This window comes from Stenotrophomonas sp. 169, assembly GCF_014621775.1.
In the GTDB taxonomy this organism is placed as follows: domain Bacteria; phylum Pseudomonadota; class Gammaproteobacteria; order Xanthomonadales; family Xanthomonadaceae; genus Stenotrophomonas.
Map to the genome: position 1 here is coordinate 2,165,424 of NZ_CP061204.1, position 20,359 is coordinate 2,185,782.

15 protein-coding genes and 1 pseudogene are annotated in these 20,359 nt (G+C 64.2%); 12 read left to right on the forward strand and 4 right to left on the reverse strand.

The window, feature by feature from the left end; translation table 11 throughout:
- Positions 1 to 169 precede the first annotated feature (169 nt).
- The gene (alaE, locus tag ICJ04_RS09310; protein ID WP_188324011.1) at positions 170 to 634 is read right to left on the reverse strand and encodes an L-alanine exporter AlaE; all 465 of its coding nucleotides are present in this window, start codon (positions 632 to 634) and stop codon (positions 170 to 172) included.
- 164 nt (positions 635 to 798) lie between these two features.
- On the opposite strand from alaE, the gene ICJ04_RS09315 reads away from it, so the two are divergent.
- From ICJ04_RS09315 to ICJ04_RS09335, 5 genes are all read left to right on the forward strand, one after another.
- A complete protein-coding gene (locus ICJ04_RS09315) occupies positions 799 to 1,326 on the forward strand; it encodes a DUF6622 family protein (RefSeq protein WP_188324012.1) in 528 nt (175 codons plus the stop codon).
- 99 nt (positions 1,327 to 1,425) lie between these two features.
- Positions 1,426 to 3,081, forward strand: coding sequence for an acetolactate synthase large subunit (locus ICJ04_RS09320; RefSeq protein ID WP_188324013.1), 1,656 nt, complete (start codon positions 1,426 to 1,428; stop codon positions 3,079 to 3,081).
- A 30-nt stretch (positions 3,082 to 3,111) separates the two neighbouring features.
- Complete coding sequence (locus tag ICJ04_RS09325) at positions 3,112 to 4,494, forward strand: aldehyde dehydrogenase family protein (RefSeq protein WP_188324014.1); 1,383 nt, start codon at positions 3,112 to 3,114, stop codon at positions 4,492 to 4,494.
- A gap of 118 nt (positions 4,495 to 4,612) precedes the next feature.
- On the forward strand, positions 4,613 to 4,882 hold the full coding sequence (locus ICJ04_RS09330) for a hypothetical protein (RefSeq protein WP_188324015.1): 270 nt from the start codon (positions 4,613 to 4,615) through the stop codon (positions 4,880 to 4,882).
- A 154-nt stretch (positions 4,883 to 5,036) separates the two neighbouring features.
- Positions 5,037 to 5,729 (forward strand): L,D-transpeptidase, encoded by a 693-nt coding sequence (locus tag ICJ04_RS09335; protein WP_188324016.1) that lies wholly within the window; start codon positions 5,037 to 5,039, stop codon positions 5,727 to 5,729.
- Between the two features lie 42 nt (positions 5,730 to 5,771).
- On the opposite strand, the gene ICJ04_RS09340 is transcribed toward ICJ04_RS09335, so the two are convergent.
- The 3 genes from ICJ04_RS09340 to ICJ04_RS09350 form a co-directional block, all read right to left on the reverse strand.
- Complete coding sequence (locus ICJ04_RS09340; RefSeq protein WP_188324017.1) at positions 5,772 to 6,692, reverse strand: oxidoreductase; 921 nt, start codon at positions 6,690 to 6,692, stop codon at positions 5,772 to 5,774.
- Positions 6,693 to 7,216: 524 nt separating this feature from the next.
- Positions 7,217 to 7,828: a hypothetical protein gene (locus tag ICJ04_RS09345; protein WP_188324018.1), complete on the reverse strand. Its 612-nt coding sequence runs from the start codon at positions 7,826 to 7,828 to the stop codon at positions 7,217 to 7,219.
- A gap of 190 nt (positions 7,829 to 8,018) precedes the next feature.
- Positions 8,019 to 9,116, reverse strand: coding sequence for a LacI family DNA-binding transcriptional regulator (locus ICJ04_RS09350; protein WP_223202838.1), 1,098 nt, complete (start codon positions 9,114 to 9,116; stop codon positions 8,019 to 8,021).
- Positions 9,117 to 9,439: 323 nt separating this feature from the next.
- On the opposite strand from ICJ04_RS09350, the gene ICJ04_RS09355 reads away from it, so the two are divergent.
- The 7 genes and pseudogenes from ICJ04_RS09355 (at position 9,440) to ICJ04_RS09385 (ending at position 20,355) form a co-directional block, all read left to right on the forward strand.
- The gene (locus tag ICJ04_RS09355; protein WP_188324020.1) at positions 9,440 to 12,571 is read left to right on the forward strand and encodes a TonB-dependent receptor; all 3,132 of its coding nucleotides are present in this window, start codon (positions 9,440 to 9,442) and stop codon (positions 12,569 to 12,571) included.
- Between the two features lie 67 nt (positions 12,572 to 12,638).
- Positions 12,639 to 13,396: pseudogene (locus ICJ04_RS09360) on the forward strand (SapC family protein).
- Positions 13,397 to 13,399: 3 nt separating this feature from the next.
- Positions 13,400 to 14,419: a cupin-like domain-containing protein gene (locus ICJ04_RS09365; RefSeq protein WP_188324021.1), complete on the forward strand. Its 1,020-nt coding sequence runs from the start codon at positions 13,400 to 13,402 to the stop codon at positions 14,417 to 14,419.
- Positions 14,420 to 14,432: 13 nt separating this feature from the next.
- Positions 14,433 to 15,962 (forward strand): tryptophan halogenase family protein, encoded by a 1,530-nt coding sequence (locus tag ICJ04_RS09370; protein WP_188324022.1) that lies wholly within the window; start codon positions 14,433 to 14,435, stop codon positions 15,960 to 15,962.
- A 63-nt stretch (positions 15,963 to 16,025) separates the two neighbouring features.
- The gene (gene xylB, locus ICJ04_RS09375) at positions 16,026 to 17,567 is read left to right on the forward strand and encodes a xylulokinase (RefSeq protein WP_188324023.1); all 1,542 of its coding nucleotides are present in this window, start codon (positions 16,026 to 16,028) and stop codon (positions 17,565 to 17,567) included.
- Positions 17,564 to 18,898 carry a xylose isomerase gene (gene xylA, locus ICJ04_RS09380; protein ID WP_188324024.1) on the forward strand — a complete coding sequence of 445 codons (1,335 nt, stop codon included), beginning with the start codon at positions 17,564 to 17,566 and terminating at the stop codon, positions 18,896 to 18,898. Before xylB ends, xylA begins: the two co-directional genes overlap by 4 nt.
- 47 nt (positions 18,899 to 18,945) lie before the next feature.
- Positions 18,946 to 20,355: a sugar porter family MFS transporter gene (locus ICJ04_RS09385; RefSeq protein WP_188324025.1), complete on the forward strand. Its 1,410-nt coding sequence runs from the start codon at positions 18,946 to 18,948 to the stop codon at positions 20,353 to 20,355.
- Positions 20,356 to 20,359 lie beyond the last annotated feature (4 nt).

A 20,359-nucleotide genomic window follows, 5' to 3' on the forward strand; every position in this document is an offset into this window, starting at 1 on the left:
CCATTCTGCGACGGTTTGTCGCAGGTGCTGCCGCGAAGCAGCCATCAGTTCAGCTGCCAACCAACGTTAATCTCCGCAATTTATGCGGAGATTAGGCCGGTATTCGCCGCACAGCCCCTCCACAAGGGCTTGGATCTTCGCGCAGAGCTCTCTGCCAAGGATGGCGTCCTTACTCCTGCAGACTCATCGGTTTGGCTCCGCCCGGCGGCAAGCCGAACCGCGCGCGCACCCAGTTGAGGAAGGCGCCGTAGGGGCGTCCGGAGAGCAGCATGATGACCGTGGCACCCAGGATGCCGAACACCAGATCGCGGCCCGACGCGCCGCTGAAGGCGATGACGGCGGCGTAGATCGGCACTTGGAACGTCACCAGCGCCGTGCTGTCCCAGAGAACGCGGGACCAGCGCGCCGCCGTGGCGCGGCGCATCAGCAGATCGCGCCACATGCCGTAGGGGCGTGCCACGGGCACCATCAGTGCCGCACCGAGCAGCCGTGCCTGTCCGACGTCTTCCCAGCTCATGCCGGTGATGTAGCGCTCGTTGAGCGCGCCGGTAACGGTGAAGAAAATGATCAGTGCCGTGGTGTCGGCAAGGAACCCACGCGGATTCCAGGCTTCCTTGTTCGAGGTCTTCTGCATGGGGGCAGGATGACACGGCCCGTGCGCGCGTTCGGTGAGCAGCACGCCCCGCCGTGCACCTCAATCAGGTGACAGCTGTCACTGTGAAGCGGACGCGTTGCCCCCCATCATTTACCCCACGCGCTGGCCCGCCTGGCCAGCATCTCTTACATCAAGGACGTCCCGTGCAGATGCTGCAGCTCATCGTTTCGCATACCCCGATCTGGGTCTGGCTGGTCCTGGCATTCCTGGTAGTGCGCGGCATCAAGGCCATGAAACCAGGGGAAACCTCACTGGGGAAACTCGCCATCGTGCCGGTGCTGTTCACGGCGTGGGGCATGTGGTCGATCAACGCCCGGTATGCAGGCTCCTGGCAGGCATGGGCGCTCTGGCTAGTCGGTATCGCGGCGGGCGCTGCCATCGGCTGGGCACTGCTGCGAAGACTGCAGCTGCGCGTTGAACCTGCCACCGGCGCATTGTGGCGGGGCGCGGATTACAGCCTGCTGCCGCTGCTGCTGGTCACCTTCTTGGTGAAGTATGGTTTTGAAGTGGCGCTTGCGATGTCGCCTGAGCTGGTGGCTGATACCGGATTCCGTGCCGCGTACCTGATGATCTCCGGTGGGTTCACCGGCATCTTCGTCGGCAAGTTTATCCGGTATGTCAGCGCATCGCGGGGGTTGGTGGGGCAGGGGAAGGTGATGCCCGCGGCTTGAGCAACCTGCAGACAGGGTGCTGGCAGGGTGACGATGAGGCCAAAGCCGTTGAAATACGCGGGGGTATAGTGGTTCATCGTCACCGCAAGGATCGAAGCTATGCAGAAGGGCTCGGATCTACTGGTCAAAGCGCTGGAGAATGAAGGCGTCGACCGCATCTTTGGTGTGCCGGGCGAGGAGAATCTCGACTTCCTCGAGTCACTCCGCAACTCGCGCATCGAACTCGTCCTTACCCGCCACGAACAGGCGGCCGCCTTCATGGCCGCCACCCACGGTCGGCTCACGGGCAGACCGGGCGTGTGCCTGGCCACCCTCGGCCCGGGCGCGCTGAACTTCTCCACCGGTGCGGCATATGCCCATCTGGGTGCGTGGCCGATGATCCTCATCACTGGCCAAAAGGCGGTAATGAGTGCGAAGCAGGCCCGCTTCCAGATCGTGGATATCGTGGCGTCGATGAAGCCGCTCACGAAAATGACGCGCCAGATCGTCAGCCCGGCCGCAATCCCCGCCATGGTGCGTGATGCGTTCCGTGTGGCCATGGAAGAGCGCCCCGGCCCCGTCCATCTGGAGCTACCGGAGGACGTCGCAGGCGAGGAGGTGGAGGATATTCCTGTCATCCCCGTGCATGCGCTGGACCGTCCCGTTGCATCGCCTGCCGCCTTGGACCGGGCAGAGGCCGCCATCCTCGCGGCGAAGCGGCCACTGGTGATGATCGGCGCGGCCGGCAGCAGGCCGTGGCTCACCGAGGCCCTGTCGGCCTTCGTGGCACGTACGCGCCTGCCGTTCTTCAACACACAGATGGGCAAGGGCGCTGTCACCGGGGGGTCCAACCTGTACATGGGGACGGCCGCGCTTTCCGAAGGCGATTATGTCCATGAGGCCGTCGCCCGCGCCGACCTGATCATCGCCATCGGCCACGACACCATCGAAAAGCCGCCGTTCCTGATGAAAAGCAGCGGCGGGCCGAAGGTCATCCATATCAGCTTCCAGTCCGCCACGGTCGAGCAGGTCTACCACCCCAATATCGAGGTGCTGGGCGACATCGGTGCATCGGTCGACGCCTTGGCTGACCGCCTGGAAGGTCGCCTGTCTGGCGACGAGGGCATGGCCGAATTGCGCCAGAAAATCCTTGCCCATCTCAACGAGCGCGCCGACGAAGACTGTTTCCCGGTCACGCCGCAGCGGGTGGTGCATGACGTGCGCCAGGCGGTGCCGGACGACGGCATCGTGTGCCTGGACAATGGCATGTACAAGATCTGGTTCGCCCGCAATTACCGCACGCATGTCGCCAACACGCTGCTGCTCGACAATGCGCTTGCCACCATGGGCGCCGGCCTGCCATCAGCCATGATGGCGGCGATGCTGTACCCGAAGCGCCGCGTCATGGCGGTGTGTGGGGACGGCGGCTTCATGATGAACTCGCAGGAGATGGAAACGGCCGTGCGACTGGGCCTCAACCTGGTCGTGCTGATCCTCAACGACAACGCCTACGGCATGATCCGCTGGAAGCAGGCAGTCGATGGCTTCGAGGATTTCGGCATGCAGTTTGGCAACCCCGATTTCGTGAAGTATGCCGAGGCGTATGGCGCGAAGGGGAGCCGGGTAACGGCTGTGGAGGAACTGGCGCCGATGATCGAGGCCGCCTTTGCCGGCGGGGGTGTCCACCTGCTGGACGTGCCCATCGACTACTCGGAGAACACCCGCGTGCTGGTGGATGAACTGCGTAATCGCGTGCCGGATGTGGGCTGCGCCTGATCATCCCCTGAGCTTATCAAGGAGCACAAGATGCTGACCGTCGTACAGGCCTTCGACCGCGCGCCCATCACAGAGGTCGGGTTGGACACTGCTGGCGCGCTGGAGAAGAAACTCAGCGTCGCTGAGCGAGTGTTCAAGGACCGCGACGGCTGGCTGCCGCCGCACCAGCGCATCGCGATCCTGCGCAAGCTCGCCGCCTTGATGGATGCCAAGCGCGATCACCTCGCCCTGCAGATCGCACGCGAGGGCGGCAAACCGCTGCGGGATGCGATTGTCGAGACCGCGCGCGCGATCGACGGTGTCCACAACGCAGCAGATGAGTTGCGGAACTTCGGTGGCCGCGAGATCCCGATGGGGCTGTCGGCAGCCGCAGAAGGGCGCTGGGCCTTCACCACACGCGAACCCATCGGCATCGTGGCGGCGATCTCGGCGTTCAACCATCCACTGAACCTGATCGTCCACCAAGTCGCGCCGGCCATTGCGGTGGGTTGCCCGGTCATCATCAAGCCGGCCTCTGCCACGCCGTTGTCCTGCCTGGAGTTCGTGGCGATGGTCCACGAGGCGGGCCTGCCCGAACCGTGGTGCCAGAGTTTCCTGCCGGAAGGTAGCGACCTCGCCGAGGCATTGGCCACCGACAGGCGAATTGCGTTCCTGAGCTTCATCGGCTCAGCAAGGGTAGGGTGGTCACTGCACGCAAAACTGGCCCACGGTGCACGCTCGGCACTGGAGCACGGCGGCGTTGCGCCTGCGATTGTCGACCGCAGTGCGGACCTGTCTAGAATCATCGAACCGATCGTCAAGGGCGGTTATTACCATGCAGGCCAGGTGTGCGTGTCCACGCAGCGTATCTTCGTCCACGACGACATCGCCGATGCGTTCACCGAAGCCCTTGTCGACCGCGTCGAACGCCTGCATACCGGCGATCCGACCCTGGAGGAGACCGATGTCGGTCCGCTGATCCAGCCCCGCGAAGCCGACCGCGTTGCCGAATGGATCGAGGACGCCGTGAGCGGCGGCGCCACGCTCGCCACAGGGGGCAAGCGCCTGTCCGAGACCACGTTGCAGCCTACCGTGCTGCTGAATCCTGCCGATGATGCCCGCATTACCACGCAGGAAGTGTTCGGGCCGGTGATGGCGGTGTTTCGCTACGCCGATCTGGACAAGGCGATCGCGCGGGCAAACGCGCTGCCAACCGCGTTCCAGGCCAGCATTTTCGCGCAGGACATCGACATCGCCCTGAGAGCGGCCAACCGGCTGGATGCTTCGGCAGTGATGATCAACGACGCTACGGCGTTCCGCACGGATTGGATGCCGTTTGCCGGACGTCGTGAGTCGGGATATGGCACCGGCGGCATCCCGTACACCATGCGCGACATGTCGCAGGAAAAAATGATCCTGATGCATAGAAGCTGAGCGGGGGGAGGGGGTCTTCACGCCCCCTCTACCTCCCCGGGCATTCACTGAACGTCGGTCTTGGCCTAGTCAAAAACGCCGCTATAGTCCGAACACCCCATACGACGGAGACAGCGAAATGTTCATTACCAAACAGCACCTGACGACCGCACGTACGCTTGGCGTCGCACTGATCGCAGGCGTCAGCCTGAGTGCCTGCGCCACCTATAAAGACGACTTCGCACGCATCGACTCCCGCCTCGACCAGTTGGACGTGAAGGTGCAGGGTGCCGCCCAGAGCGCCGAATCCGCCAATCAGTCTGCGACCCAGGCCAACCAGCGTCTGGACCAGATTGAAGGCCGTGTGCAGCAGCTTGAGCAGGCCCCGCGCCGCAAGCCGCGCGGCTGATCGCTTCGCTCACCTTGCAGTGAATGTTTGAACCAGGGACCGGTGGCCATTACAGGCCACCGGCGTCCTTAGGGCGTTAGAGATGATTCGAAGGAATACTCCCATCCGTACCCACTCCTATTCCAGCTTCGGGCCGCTTTGTGGCGCAGTGGTCGTGGCGCTGGCGCTCGCGAGCGCTGGCACGGTCAGTGCCAGGAACGCCGACAAGAACGCCGCTGCACCGTCGGTAGCCGCAGTGGACGAGCTTCCGGAAGGCCAGTCAGTGTCAGACACCGTGATTGAACTGGCGGGCTGGATCGTTGCATCGAAGGACAGCCAAGGCTACCCGTTCGCGATCATGGACAAGGCGGCAGCGCAGGTCCTGGTGTTCGACGGCGATGGCAAGCTGCGCGGCGCAGCGCCGGCATTATTCGGTTCAGCGAAAGGTGACCACACCGCACCCGGCGTCGCCGGTCTGGCGCTTCGCGAGATTCCAGGGCGAGATCGCACTACGCCTGCCGGTCGCTTCATAGGCGGGTACGGCCCGTCCATCGATGCCGGGCGCGTGCTGTGGGTGGACTACGATTCCGGGGTTGCGTTGCATCCGATTACCACCGGCGTGCCGGCAGAGAAACGTGCCGAGCGACTGGCATCGGCGTCAGCCGAAGACAACCGCGTGACGCATGGCTGCATCAACATTTCGCCGACGTTTTACGAGCAGATTGTTCGAACGACCTTCGAGCGGGGCGGGGTGTTCTACGTGCTTCCGGATAAGGCGTCGATAGCAGAGACGTTCCCGGAGTTCGCGCAGAGCCGCGCCACTGCAAAAGACAGTGGTGAAAAGGACGCGCGTTCCGCCCGCAAGTGAGGGGCCAGAGAGGCGCGTCCTCTGAGACGATCAGCTGTCAGCTCACTTAGCCTCCGCCAGCCCGGGATCGATACCGGTCATTTCCACCGACATCTCCCAAAGGCGTCTTGCCGCCTCTGGATCCATTGCGCCTGCCGAGCGCTTGGCGGCCCCGGATACACCTCTCATTTCGGCGAAGCCCGAGGGACCGTAGTACCCGCCAGGCACTACATCGCCTGTGGCTGCGTGCAGTGCTGGCCACGCCCCCTGTGCAGCCGTGTTGAGTAATAGCCCAACCACGGGACCAGCAAGCTGCGCGATTCCCATGTACCGCCCAAGCCGGGTATACGCCACCCCAGGATGGCACCCCACTGACAGCACGCTTGAACCAGCGGACCTGAGTCGTTTATCCAGCTCGAAGAAATGAAGCGCGTTGGCCAGCTTGCTCGAACGATAACGCGCCGCCCGGTGGTACGTTCTTTCCGCGTTGATATCGTCCCACTCAATGTAGCCCTTGATGTGAGCAATGCTTGATGTGACAACCACGCGCGCGCCTGGTGTTGCCGCCAGCTTCGGTAGCAACAGCGAGCTCAATGCGAACGTGCCCAGATGATTCACGCCAAACTGCAGTTCGAATCCCTGTTGGGTACGGGTCAGCGGTGGAATCATGACGCCGGCATTGTTGATCAAGCCATGAAGATGACTCTCTTTTTCCACGATGGCCGCTGCGTCACGAACGCTTGCCAGATCAACCAGATCGAGAGGGAGCCAAGCCAACTCTGACTGTGGCGCCGTGCGCCGGATATCAGCAGCCGCGGCTTGAAACTTGGCGATGTCCCGACACGCCATCAGTACGCGCGCACCTCGCAACGCCAGCACACGCGCTATCTCCAATCCAATTCCAGCATTAGCGCCGGTTACAACGAAGGTCTTTCCCGACTGATCGGCTACGCTTCTATCCGTGAAGCCTGCGGCAGTTGTCATTGATATCCATCCAACGGATTAAAGCGTCAAGTCGGAACATCACCTTATGCGGCGAGGTGGGAACGCCATACGGGTCCTTCGCTGGTATATGCAGCACTTCCATGAACCTGGAAGTTTACCGGGCGCAGGGGCATGGGTGCCTTATGGAAAGGCGACACACCCAAGGAACGTCTGAGCAGAACCTGTACGCTTTTGTTGGCCAATCCACTCTAGCGCACCTCGGTGTTGCCAAACTGGCGCTTCAACGCTGCACACCCGACGTACCCGTCGTTAGCGACCGAATTTTCGTGCGGGACGGCCATATGTGGTCCTCAGCGGACGTCACGGCAGCCGTCCGGGGCGCAGTCGCAGTTCAGTGCGCTGAGGAACCAGGATCGAACTGCCTGCGCGCCGGGCACATCAATCAGTCACTCGGCGACCTTGGCGTACAAATCGCTGAACTGGACGGTCCCGGCCCGCGGTCCCTTCACCAGTCGTGCGCGGATGAAATCCCGTTGCTCCTGCGAAAAGTCGAAGCTCATCGATCATTCCTTTGAAATTGTCATCGTGCGAACCAGCGCGTCGAGGTCGCGCCACCTTTTGAGATTGCCCCGTGAGTAAAAGTGGTATCTGACTAAGTATGGTTCCGCTTTCCACTCGACGTAGTTGATGGTGGGGGTCCAGTCCTCGGCCGGCGAACCTTCTATATAGAATGCCGAACCGTCCGGATTTACATATGGCGTACCCAGCGGCATGAACAGCTGGGACTTCAAGCTGCCCTGACCGGCGCGTATGCGCCTGAGTTCACGGAGGTGCAGGTCGGGGTGTTCCACCTGCTCGGTCCACGGCTGTGCAAGAGCGACGGTACTGCCCAGTTCCGCATTCCCTGAAAGGCATTTCACCAGAACGACCAAGGGGTCGTGAGTGAGGCTGCCGCCGAGTTTATCCAACGCGACTTCGATCACCAGGACGTCCTTGCTGCCTCGCACGGTCGTGATCGCGGGATTGGTATTCACCGTGGCGCCGCACATCCTGACGCTGCCATCGCTCGCGCGCGCAGGCGATTCGGCAGCGGGTGGGGCAGCCGGCTTACAGCCGGTGCCTGCAACGGCCAGCAGTGCACCGATGATCGATGCCGTCCTAAGCGTGATGACCATTACGACCTATCCATTGTCGAGTCCAACGCAGCGGAGTTTACTTCGTGCGTTTGCCGCGGAGTAGGGGCCAGCACTCGACAATCCGCAATTGGGCGAGGGTGCTTCTGGCGCCCAACCGGTATTCTTGAAGAACGGCTACGTCGCCCGTGCTGCTGGCACCCAGGTAGGCATCCGCTTTCATCGCCCGGCATCAGTCGCGTTGCGATGCTTTCTGCGATGGCCGGCGCACAGGGGACAGCAGCGGCCTGGATACGGAAGCGCGCGTGATCAATCGGTGCGCAAGCACCTGATTGACGGCGACACGTCCGGCGGAAGGCGTACGACGAATCTCCCGCAGCAGGATGTCTACCGCGCTGTCTGCCATCTCGGCCACCGGCTGATGCAGCGTGGTCAGCTCCGGCCACACCATCGTGGACGCGGAGGTGTCATCGAAACCAATCACCGACAGATCACCCGGTACGTCCATGCCGCGACGGTGCGCCACTGAAACAACCGCCGATGCCATGTCATCGTTGCTGGCGAAGATCGCGCTGGGCGGCTGATCCAGGCTCAATAGTCGTTCGGCCGCCTCCAGTCCCGAGCGGTAGGTGAAGTAGCCGGGCTGGACAAGGGTGGGGTCGTAGCCGATATCGGCGTCAGCCAGGGCGTCCCGGTACCCTTGCCAGCGATGTGCACTGGCCGTCTGGTTTGGATCGCCCGTGATGTAGCCGATGCGCGTGTGCCCGTGGGCGAGCAGATGCGACATCACGTCACGGCTGGCCTGGCGGTCATCGATGCGCACGCAGGAAATCACGTCGCTGAAATGACTGGACGCAATGGAGACCACGGGAATACCGGCGTTGACAAATACATCGACGATGGCCTTTGTTTCGCACAGGGGGGGTGGAAGAATCACGCCCGAGACCGTGATGGAAAGCTGCCGTGCCGCTTCCCGACGTGCCTGGCTGTCCAGCTCATCCCAGCTGGCGATCACCAGTTGCGCCGCTGACCGGGTAGACCCACGCAGCGCGCCGACCAGCAGTTCACGCAGATAGCTGGAGCTGGGATTGGTGTAGATCAATGCGATGCAGGTGTGTTGCGCCGCGGCCAACGCGCTGGCAGCAAGGTTGGGCCGGTAGTCCAGTTCCTGCACGCTGCGCATCACCCGCTCGCGGTTGCCTTCGCGCACGCCGGCATGGCCATTGATGACCCGCGAAACGGTCATCGCCGATACGCCTGCATGCGCGGCGACGTCGTCGATGGTGATGGCGCTCGCCTTGCGACGGATGGCTTTTCGGCTGCGAGTCAAACAATCGGCTCCTTTGCTGCGCTGCATGATGACAATCGCGATCCGGGGTGCGTAGTCTGCGCCCGTGACGTGATGGTAGCGCTACCACTGAGCCAGTGTAAGGCCAGCAGGTACCCCCCCTTTACCGCGCGGCTGTTCTGGCAAATCTGCAAGCGAGTGTGAGTCGCAGTGCACGCAACGCGCACTGTGATGTTCGGTTTGGAAGACGGGCGTCGCCCGTACGTGCCCCCAGAAGGGGCGGTGCATCCATTCGATCGTATGTCAGAGGGGAGAGTCATGAGCGCAGTTACTGTCCGTCGTACACCCGGCTGGAGGGCTCGTCCATGAGCCGGACGCTGGCGAAGTTCACCTCCAGGGCCATGTTCACCTTCGTCGGCGGCATCCTGGTCATCAATCCCGCATTTGCGCAGGACGCCGCGACGCCGACACCGGCGGCCCAGCAGCGGGGCCAGTCGAGCCCGACCGAGCTGGACGCCGTGCAGGTCACCGGCATCCGCAACAGCCTCAGCCAGGCGATGGATATCAAGCGCGATTCGGCCGGCGTGGTGGATGCGATCAGTGCGGAGGACATCGGCAAGTTCCCCGACACCAATCTCGCCGAATCCCTGCAGCGCATCACCGGCATTTCCATCGAACGTCGTGATGGTGAAGGTGCGCAGGTCACCGCGCGCGGCTTCGGCCCGCAGTTCAACATGGTCACCCTCAACGGGCGCCAGATGCCGGGTGCCGATGCATTCGGTGCGTCCGGACAGGTCGCCATCGGCGGTGTCGACGGCGGTACCCGGGCCTTCAACTTCGCCCAGTTGGCTGCTGAAGCCATCAATGGCATCGAGGTCTACAAGACCAGCCAGGCCAACGTGCCCAGCGGTGGCATTGGTGCCACCATCAACATCCTGACGGCGCGACCGCTCGCTCATGATGGCACCGTCGCCAGTGCCGGTGCGAAGGTGGTCTCCGACCAGAGCCAGCCGTTCGGCGACGACCTGACGCCGGAACTGTCCGGCCTCTTCAGCTACAGCAACCCGGAAAAGACCTTCGGCGTTGGCGTGAGCGCCAGCTACCAGAAGCGCAAGGGTGGCTCGGTGCAGGCTACCAACAACTATTGGAACATCCAGCCATGGACCGGCACGCTGCCGGGTAACCCGACCGTGGTCAATGCGCCGGCAGTGGGCGCGCTGTACGGTCGGCCGAACGATCTTCGCTATGCGTTTTCCGAGTTCGAGCGCGAGCGCATCAACGGCCAGGCCGTGCTGCAGTTCGTGCCGACCGACGCGGTGACGCTGACCCTGGACTACACCTATTCGACCAACGAGATCACCGAGAATCGTGGCGAACAGGGCATGTGGCTGCAGAACAGCAACTACACCGATGTCACGTTCGACACCAGCGGTGCGGTGGCCACGCCGATCTACCTCCGTGAGATCGCGGGGACCAAGGATTTCGGGCTGGAACAGCAGCGCAGCATGCAGAAGTACAAGCTGGGATCGCTTGGCTTCAATGCGCTGTGGAATGTCACCGATCGGTTCAAGCTGAGCTTCGACGCGCACGACTCGAAAAACGAAAGCCGCCCGAACGACCCGCTCACCGGGGGCGGCTCCATCTTCAGCAGCATCGCCGGCACCAACAACTGCACCACCGGACCGCATTGCGGCGGATCGTGGGTCCAGGAAATGAACTTCAACAACGGCCTGCCGGTGGGCACCCAGGTCTGGTACCCGAGCACGGCCGATGCCCTCGCCAAGATCAACGGCGTGGTCAACCCGGGTTTCGTGCCGGGCGAGATCGGTTCGCAGGTGCTGCGCATCAATTCGCAGACCCAGGTCAGCGAGATCAAGCAGGGTCGCGTCGACGGTGAGTGGAGCTTCGACAAGGGGCGCTTCCAGTTCGGCGTGGACTCGAGCAAGCAGACCACCCACCGCATCCAGGCGGCGGAAAACTACAACACCCTGGGCGACTGGGGCGTGGCCAACGTGGACGGCGATGTTGCCAACGGCCTGATGGACCTGCTGCAGCCGGTCAACATCGTCGGACTGTTCGACGACTTCAGTGCCAACACCTTCACCGCCTGGCGCGGCGACGCCGGCCGTCTCGCCCAGTGGGCGGCGAACAACTATGGCGCCAGTCTCGGCGTGAGCCCGCAGCGCGCCGCCGATAACCTGGTCGAAGAGAAGACCAAGTCGGCCTACTTCCAGGTCGAGCTGGACGGCGAGCTGGGCGGTCTGCGTACCAATACCCGTCTGGGCGTGCGCTATGAAACCACCGATGTGGTGTCGACTTCAGTCATCGCCATCCCGGAGGCCATCGAATGGCAGTCCAACAATGACTTCCGCGTGGTGTTGTCTGACGAACAGCAGCCGTTCACTGAGAAGAACAGCTACAGCTACGTCCTGCCCAACCTCGACTTCAGCATCGACCTCATGGACGACCTGAAGGGCCGCGTCTCGTTCGGCAAGAGCATCGCGCGCGCGCCGATCGGCAACCTGTACGCAGGCCCGACCGCGCAGCAACCGTTTGGTTCGGTGCTGATCGATCCGTCTTCGCGGGCAAGTGGCACTGCACAGAACCCGCAACTGAAGCCGCTGGAGTCCGACAACCTCGACATGGCGCTGGAGTGGTACTTCGCGGATGCGAGCTACGTATCGGTCACTTACTGGAACAAGCGGGTCGCCAACTTCATCGGCAACACCGTCGTCCAGGAAAACCTGTACGGCCTGCGGGATCCCACCGCCGGTCCCGATGCACAGGCGGCGCTGGCGTTCCTCACCAGCGGCGCCTGCGCTACCCAGGTCGGTGCGGCCAATGCGGGGGCCTGCAACGCCAACGACACCGCGCTGTTCACCGCCTTGGCGCTGCTGCGCAACAACCCGGGCGGGTTGGGTGCCTACAACGGGACGGACGCGCAGGTCCTGGCCACCGAAGCGGCCTACGATCTGTATGGCACGGCGGCGGACCCGCTGTACCAGTTCAACGTCAACCGACCCATCAACCAGAACGATTCCAAGCTGAATGGCTGGGAGCTCGGGGGGCAGTACTTCTTCGGCGACACCGGCTTCGGCGTGCTCGCCAACTACACCATCGTCAACGGTGACGTGGGCTACAACGACGCGGGTGATCCGAACATCGACCAGTTCTCGCTCACTGGCCTCAGCGACACCGCCAATGCCATGCTGATGTACGAAAAGTACGGCTGGTCGGTACGTCTGGCATGGAACTGGCGTGACCAGTACCTGATCCTGGCCAACCAGGGCACCAGCCGCAACCCCTACTATGTGGAAGCGTATGACCAATGGGATCTCAGCGTGAACTACACGCTGGATGAGCACTGGTCCTTCGGCCTGGAGGCGATCAACCTGACCGGCGAAGACGTACGCTGGCGCTCGCGCACCTCGCAGATGATCGTGAAGCTGGCGGACCAGAGTCCACGTTACATGCTCGGCGTTCGTTACAGGTTCTGACGTGTGGGGGTGCCGCTGCGCTCGCAGCGGCACCCGTTCTAGGCGCCTGCTGGGAGGGGACTGCACCGTGTCGCGATACGAAATGCTCAACAACATCGCCCACCACGACCTGCGCGTGGCCACTGGCTTCGGACCCGAGTTCGGTGACGCGGTGGGGATGGTGCCGGCCTACCCGAGCGAGTTCGCCGAACTGCAGCGGGAATATCCCATCTTCCTGCGCCGGGACGCCGACAGTGGCGCTTGGCAATCGGTGGCTCTGCTCGGGTTCGAGCAGCATGAGAATCTGTTCCTGCAGGACGGACGCTGGAATGCCTCCTATCTGCCGGGGGCCGCGGCAAAGGGACCGTTCCTGATCGGCTTCCAGGACCGCCACATCGATGGCACGCTCAGCCGCGAAGCGGTGCTGCACGTGGATCTTGATCATCCGCGCGTGACCGCGATGCAGGGTGAGCCGGTGTTCCTGCCGCAGGGGGAAACACCCCTTACCTGGACCACATTGCCAACGTACTGCGTGGCATCCACGACGGCCACGGGTTTGGCGCGGAGATGTTTGCCGCGCTCGACGCGCACGCCCTGATTCAACCGATCACGCTGGATGTGCAGGTCGACACGGAGCATCGGTTCGCGGTCAACGGCCTGCACGCGATCGACCGCGACCGGCTGGCCCTGCTGGACGGCGATGCGTTGGCCGGACTCAACCGCGCCGGCTACCTGGAAGGGGCCTATCTGATGCTGGCGTCGCTGCACAACATGCGTCGCCTGATAGCCGAGAAACAGCGTCGCCTGCGCGTGCACGATGCCGCGGCTGCGGCAGGCAGGAACTGACCGGTGCCGGACGCCGTCGCCATGCGCACCTTGGAAGGCCTGGATCCCACGGCGCTGCCGTTGGAGGCCCTGGTCGACGCTGGCGAACCGGTGGTGCTGCGCGGCATCGCGCGCGACTGGGGACTGGTGCAGGCCGGCTTGCGCGGCCCCCAGGAGGCCATGGCCTACCTGCGTCGTTTCGACGCCGGCTCGCCTGTCCCGTACTCCTACGGCGATGCCAGCATTGAAGGACGACCGTTCTACAACGCGGACTTCACCGCGTTAAACGTCGAGGTCCGGCGCGGCGGGCTGACAGAAGTGCTGGACGCGATCGCCGACCACCTCGATTCGCCCAGCCCGCCGACCTACTATGTTGCCTCGCTGCCGGTCGCGCGGGCGCTGCCGGGATTTGCGGAGCACAACACCGCCGGGCTGGCGGGGCAGGGCATCGATGCCCCGGCCAGTATCTGGATCGGCAACCGGGTAACCGCCTCCTGCCATTACGACACCCCGGAAAACCTGGCGTACTGCGCGGTCGGCCGTCGCCGGTTCACCCTGTTCCCACCCGAGCAGATCGACAACCTCTACCCGGGTCCGATGGAGCCTACCCCCGGCGGGCAGGTGGTCAGCGTGGTGGATTTCGAGCGTCCGGATTTCGACCTGCATCCGCGTTTCGCCGATGCACTGGCAAGCGCGCAGACCGCGGAGCTGGAGCCCGGTGATGCGCTCTTCATTCCAAGCCTGTGGTGGCACCACGTGCGCAGCCTGGAACCGTTCAACGTGCTGGTGAACTACTGGTGGCGCCGTTCGCCAAGCGTGCTCGCCTCGCCTCTACCGGCACTGCAGCATGCGATGTGGGCCCTGCGCGATCTACCACCGCGTGAGAAACAGGCCTGGGCGGCGATCTTCGATTACTACGTATTCGGCCCCGCCGAGCGCGCCGGGCAGCACCTGCCCGAAGCCGCCCGGGGTGAGCTGGCACCGTTCGACACGACCCAGGCGCGGCGCATGCGTGCCCGGCTCCTGGCGCTACTCAACCGCTGATGGGGACACCGCATTGAACGCTGTGAACACAACACAAGGACGGATCCGGAAAGTCGTCATCGCCGGCGGGGGCACGGCCGGCTGGCTGGCCGGCTGCGCGCTGGCGCACCAGTTCCGCGATCAGCTGGACATCGTCCTGGTGGAGTCGGAGCAGATTGGTACGGTCGGCGTCGGCGAATCCACCGTGCCGCCCATCCGGATGTTCCACCGATTCCTGCAGATTGATGAGCAGGAGTTCCTGCGCGCGGTGGCCGGCACCTTCAAGCTGTCGATCTCGTTCGAGAACTGGCGTCGTCCCGGGGACCGTTTCATCCATCCTTTCGGGACCATCGGCCAGGGCACCTGGGCCACGCCGTTCCATCATTTCTGGTTGGACAGCCTGCGCCGGGGCATGCCCTCGGACCTGGGCGACTTCTGCCTGGAAAGCGCGGCCTCGCTGGAAGACCGGTTCTCGCTGCAGACCCAGCCGCAGGTCAGCTACGCTTATCACTTCGACGCCAGCCTCTACGCTAGGTTCCTGCGGGGCAAGGCCGAAGCAAACGGCCTGCGGCGGGTGGAAGGCAATATCCGTGAAGTCCGTCAGCACGCGCATGACGGCGCGGTGGCATCTCTGGTGCTGGAAGACGGGCAGGTCATCGAGGGCGACCTGTTCATTGACTGCACCGGATTCCGCGGCCTGTTGACCGAGCAGACCCTGCATACCGGCTATGAAGACTGGCACGAATGGTTGCCCAGCGATCGTGCCGTTGCGGTGCAGACCGAGTCGGTGAATCCACCGGTCCCGTACACGCGCGCCATCGCACACGAAGCCGGGTGGCGCTGGCATATCGCGCTCCAGCACCGGGTCGGCTGTGGGCTGGTGTTCTCCAGCCGCCACATGTCCGATGACGAAGCGCAGGCCAAGCTGCTGCGTGACATCGACGGCCGGCCGCTGCGCGACCCGTGGCTGGTGCCGTTCCGCAGTGGGCGTCGGCTGAAGGCATGGAACAAGAACGTGGTGGCGCTGGGGCTTGCCAGCGGGTTCATCGAGCCGTTGGAATCCACCAGCATCCACCTGACCATCAGCGCGGTGGTGCGCCTGATCCAGTTGTTCCCGCTGGAGGGCATCAGCCCGTCGTTGATGGACCTGTACAACGATGTCAGCCGCCAGGAAATGGAGCACGTGCGCGACTTCATCATCCTGCATTACCACGCCAACCAGCGCGACGAACCGATGTGGAAAGCGTGCCGCGAGATGACGCTGCCCGAGTCGCTGCAGGTCCGCCTGCGCGCGTGGCGCGAGCGTGCCCACGTCTGGCAGGACCCCGGCGAACTGTTCCGTGTCGACTCCTGGACCAGCGTCCTGACGGGGCAGGGCATCCAGCCGGGACCGCCGCATCCGCTGGCGCGTGCCATCAGTGATACGGATCTGCGGACGCTGCTGGATCGCATCCGGCGACCGGTGCAGCACGAGTTGGCGAAGATGCCGTCACAGGCCGCGTTCATTGAACGCTACTGCAACGCCTCGCCAGAAGCATGGCAACGGAGCATGGCCGTGACATAGCAGCACGGCGTGCTGTTGCCGAAAATTGGTAGCGCTACCTTTAAACCACAACGGGTGGACGGAATGGATCTGGTTGCCGGAATCGACGCAGGGACACAAAGCCTCAAGGTGCTGGTCTATGACCCCGCCGGGCGCTGCGTGGTCGGCAGCGCCAGCACACCGTTGGCCCTTGCCAGCGACGCCGACGGCAGTCGGGAGCAACAGCCGGCCGACTGGGTTGCGGCACTGCACGGCTGCTTCGCTGCGATTGATCCTGCGGTGCGCTCGCGCATTGCCGCGCTGGCCGTTTCAGGCCAACAGCACGGCTTCGTCGCGGTCGATGCAGCAGGGCAGGCGCTGGCTCCGGCCAAGTTGTGGTGCGATACCAGCACCTCGGCCGAATGTGGGCAGATCATGCAGGCGGTAGGTGGCAGGGCGCGCACCATCGCATTGGCCGGAAACCCGGTCCTTACCGGCTACACCGCGTCCAAGCTGCCCTGGACGAAGACCCACCGCCCTGAAGCCTACGCCCGGCTTGCCAGCATCCTGCTGCCGCACGATTACCTCAATTTCGTGTTGACCGGACAGCTTTTCTGCGAATACGGGGATGCGTCCGGCACGGGTTGGCTGGATGTGCGCACCCGCACCTGGTCGAGCGAACTGCTGCACGCGACCGATCCCGAACGCGATCTTGCGGCCTGCCTGCCGCGCATCGCCGGGCCCGAAGAAGTGTTCGACATCGACCCCGCCACAGCCGCTGCATTGGGCCTGCCGGCGACGGTCAAGGTGGCCGTCGGCGGCGGCGACAACATGATGGCGGCCATCGGCACCGGCTGCGTGGTACCGGGGCGCCTGGCCATGAGCCTGGGCACCTCGGGCACGCTGTTCGCCTACTCCGACACGCCCGTGGTCGACCCGGACGGGGCATGGGCGGCGTTCTGCTCGTCCACCGGCGGCTGGCTGCCGCTGATCTGCACGATGAACTGCACCGTGGCGACCGAGCAGGTCGCGGCCGCTTTCGGCTTCAGCACGCGCGATGGCGACGCCCACCTGCGCGCCACGCCGCCCGGTGCCGACGGGCTGGTGATGCTGCCGTTCCTCAACGGCGAGCGCACGCCGGACCTGCCGCTCGGCAAGGCCGTGCTGGCGGGCTTGGACACCACCAACATGACCCCGGCGCATGTCTACCGCGCGGCCATGGAAGGCGCGACGTACAGCCTCAAATACGGCTTTGATGCCTTCGTTCGTGCGGGCATGCAGTTCGAACGCATCGTGCTGACCGGCGGCGGCAGCAACAGCGCGCAGTGGCGGCAACTGGTGGCTGATGTGTTCGGCCTGCCGGTGGACGTACCCAGCCAGTCTGAAGGTGCCGCCTTCGGTGCGGCGCTGCAGGCGCTGTGGGCACTCGGACACGCGCGCGGCGATGCCGCCTCGATCACCGACATTGCCAACCAGCACGTCGCGCTCGACCCGCTGCGCTCTGCACGCCCGGACCCGGCATGCACCCAGGCCTATGCCACGGCCTACGCACGGTTTCTTCGACATCTCGATGCCATCACGCCGCTGTATCGCGACGCATCCCCCTCAACACCGCACCCCGCACAACGACAGGAAGACCCATCATGAGCACCCAGCCCTTCATCGGCGCCAAGGAATACTTCCCCGGCATCGGCCGGATCCCCTTCGAAGGACGGGGCTCGGACAACCCGCTGGCCTTCAAGGTCTATGACGCGGACAAGATCGTCGGTGGCAAGACCATGCAGGAGCACCTGCGCTTCGCGGTCTGCTACTGGCACACCTTCTGCAATGCCGGGCATGACCCGTTCGGCCCGGGCACCCGGCATTTCCCCTGGGAAGCCGGTTCGCCGATGGCCAGCGCCGAGGCGAAGCTTGACGCGGCGTTCGAGTTTTTCACCAAGCTGGGCGTACCGTACTGGTGCTTCCATGACATCGATCTGGCCCCGGACGCCGACGACGTCGGCGCCTACGAAAAGAACCTCAAACACATGGTGCGCCTGGCCAAGGTGCGCCAGGAAGCGACCGGGGTGAAACTGCTGTGGGGCACGGCCAACCTCTTCTCGCATCCGCGCTACATGAACGGTGCGTCCACCAATCCGGACTTTGCGGTGGTGGCGCGTGCCGCCGTGCAGGTGAAGGCGGCGCTGGAAGCGACCGTTGAACTGGGTGGCGAACATTACGTGTTCTGGGGCGGACGCGAAGGCTATGCCGGCCTGGCCAACACCCAGATGAAGCGCGAGGTCGACCACCTTGCACGCTTCCTGACCATGGCGCGCGACCATGGCCGCAGCATCGGCCTGAAGGGCAATTTCCTGATCGAGCCCAAGCCGATGGAGCCGATGAAGCACCAGTACGATTTCGACAGCGCCACCGTGGTGGGTTTCCTCAAGGAGCATGGCCTGGACCAGGACTTCAAGCTCAACATCGAGGCCAACCACGCCACGCTGTCCGGCCATACCTTCGAACACGATCTACAGGTCGCATCCGACCACGGGCTGCTGGGCAGCATCGATGCCAACCGCGGCAACGCCCAGAACGGGTGGGATACCGACCAGTTCCCCACCGATCTGTACGACACGGTTGGCGCGATGCTGGTGGTGCTGCGCCAGGGCGGGCTGGAAGGCGGCCTGAACTTCGATGCCAAGGTGCGCCGTGAATCGACCGATCTGGAAGACCTGTTCATTGCGCACGTCGGCGGCATGGATGCCTTCGCCCGCGGGCTGGAAGTCGCCCACGCACTGCTCAACGAATCCCCGCTGGAACAGTGGCGCAAGGAACGTTACGCCAGCTTCGACAGCGGCGACGGCGAGGCGTTTGCAGGCGGCAGGCTGAGCCTCGCCGACCTGTCCGCGCTGGGTGCGAAGGGCGGCGAGCCCCGGCAGATCAGCGGCAAGCAGGAGCGCTACGAGAACCTGATCAACCAATACCTGCTGCGCTGACCGCGCGCGCTCGCGTCGATGAAACCGAACCGGGGAGGGGAAGGGCAATGGAGCAGACAGTAAACAGCGGCGAGAACACCCGGCTGATCGTTCTGATCAGCGTGGTGGCGACCATTGGCGGATTCCTGTTCGGGTTCGACAGCGGGGTGATCAATGGGACCCAGGACGGCCTGCACCAGACGTTCAAGTCCGGCGAATGGATGCAGGGATTCGAGATCGCTTCGATGCTGTTGGGCTGCGCGTTTGGTGCCTTCAGCGCCGGACGGCTGGCCGACCGGCTTGGCCGCCGCAACGTGCTGATCGTGTCGGCGGTGCTGTTCCTGCTGTCGGCGATCGGCGCGGGCGCTGCACCTTCGTCGGCGATGTTCATCATCGCGCGGGTACTGGGCGGCTTCGCGGTGGGCGCCGCCAGTGTGATCTCGCCGGCGTACATCGCCGAAGTCGCGCCGGCACGTTACCGTGGCCGCCTGGCCACGGTCCAACAGATCGCGATCATCAGCGGGCTCACCGCCGCGTTCCTGTCCAACTATCTACTGGCGGCCACGGCCGGTGCCTCCACCGAGGCGCTGTGGGGAGGCCACGCGGCCTGGCGCTGGATGTTCTGGATGCAGGCGGTGCCTTCGCTGTTGTTCCTGGTCCTGTTGTTGGCCATTCCAGAAAGCCCGCGCTACCTGATGGTGAAGCGCCGCAAGGACGAAGCGTTGCAGGTGCTTGCACGGCTGTTCGGCGCGGCCGAGGCGCAGGCGAAGCTCGCCGAGATCGATGCCTCGCTGTCGACCGACCACCATCGCCCGCGGCTGTCGGACCTGCGCAACACGGCCAGCGGCAGGATACGCCCGATCGTCTGGGTGGGCATTGGCCTGGCGACCTTCCAGCAACTGGTTGGCATCAACGTGGTGTTCTACTACGGCGCCGTGCTCTGGCAGGCGGTCGGCTTCTCGGAAAACGACGCACTGCTGATCAACATCCTGTCCGGCGCGCTCAGCATCGGCGCCTGCATCGTGACCGTGCTGCTGATCGATCGCATCGGGCGCAAGCCACTGCTGTGGATCGGCTCGGCCGGCATGGCGGTGTCGTTGGCGCTGCTAGTGGTGGCCTTCGCCAGCGGATCGCTGGTCGATGGGCGCCTGCAGCTGCCCGCGGGCATGGGCACGCTGGCGCTGGTGGCTGCCAACGCGTACGTGGTGTTCTTCAACGTCTCCTGGGGCCCGGTGATGTGGGTGATGCTGGGCGAAATGTTCCCCAACCAGATCCGTGGCTCGGCGTTGGCGGTGGCCGGGGCAGCGCAATGGACCGCCAACTTCGCCGTGACGGTGACCTTCCCGATCCTGCTGGCCGCCATCGGATTGGCCGCAACGTACAGCATCTACCTGGTGGCGGCGGTCATCTCGGTGTTCTTCGTGCTGCGGTACGTGCACGAAACCAAGGGCAAGGAACTGGAGCAGATGGAAGGATGAACGC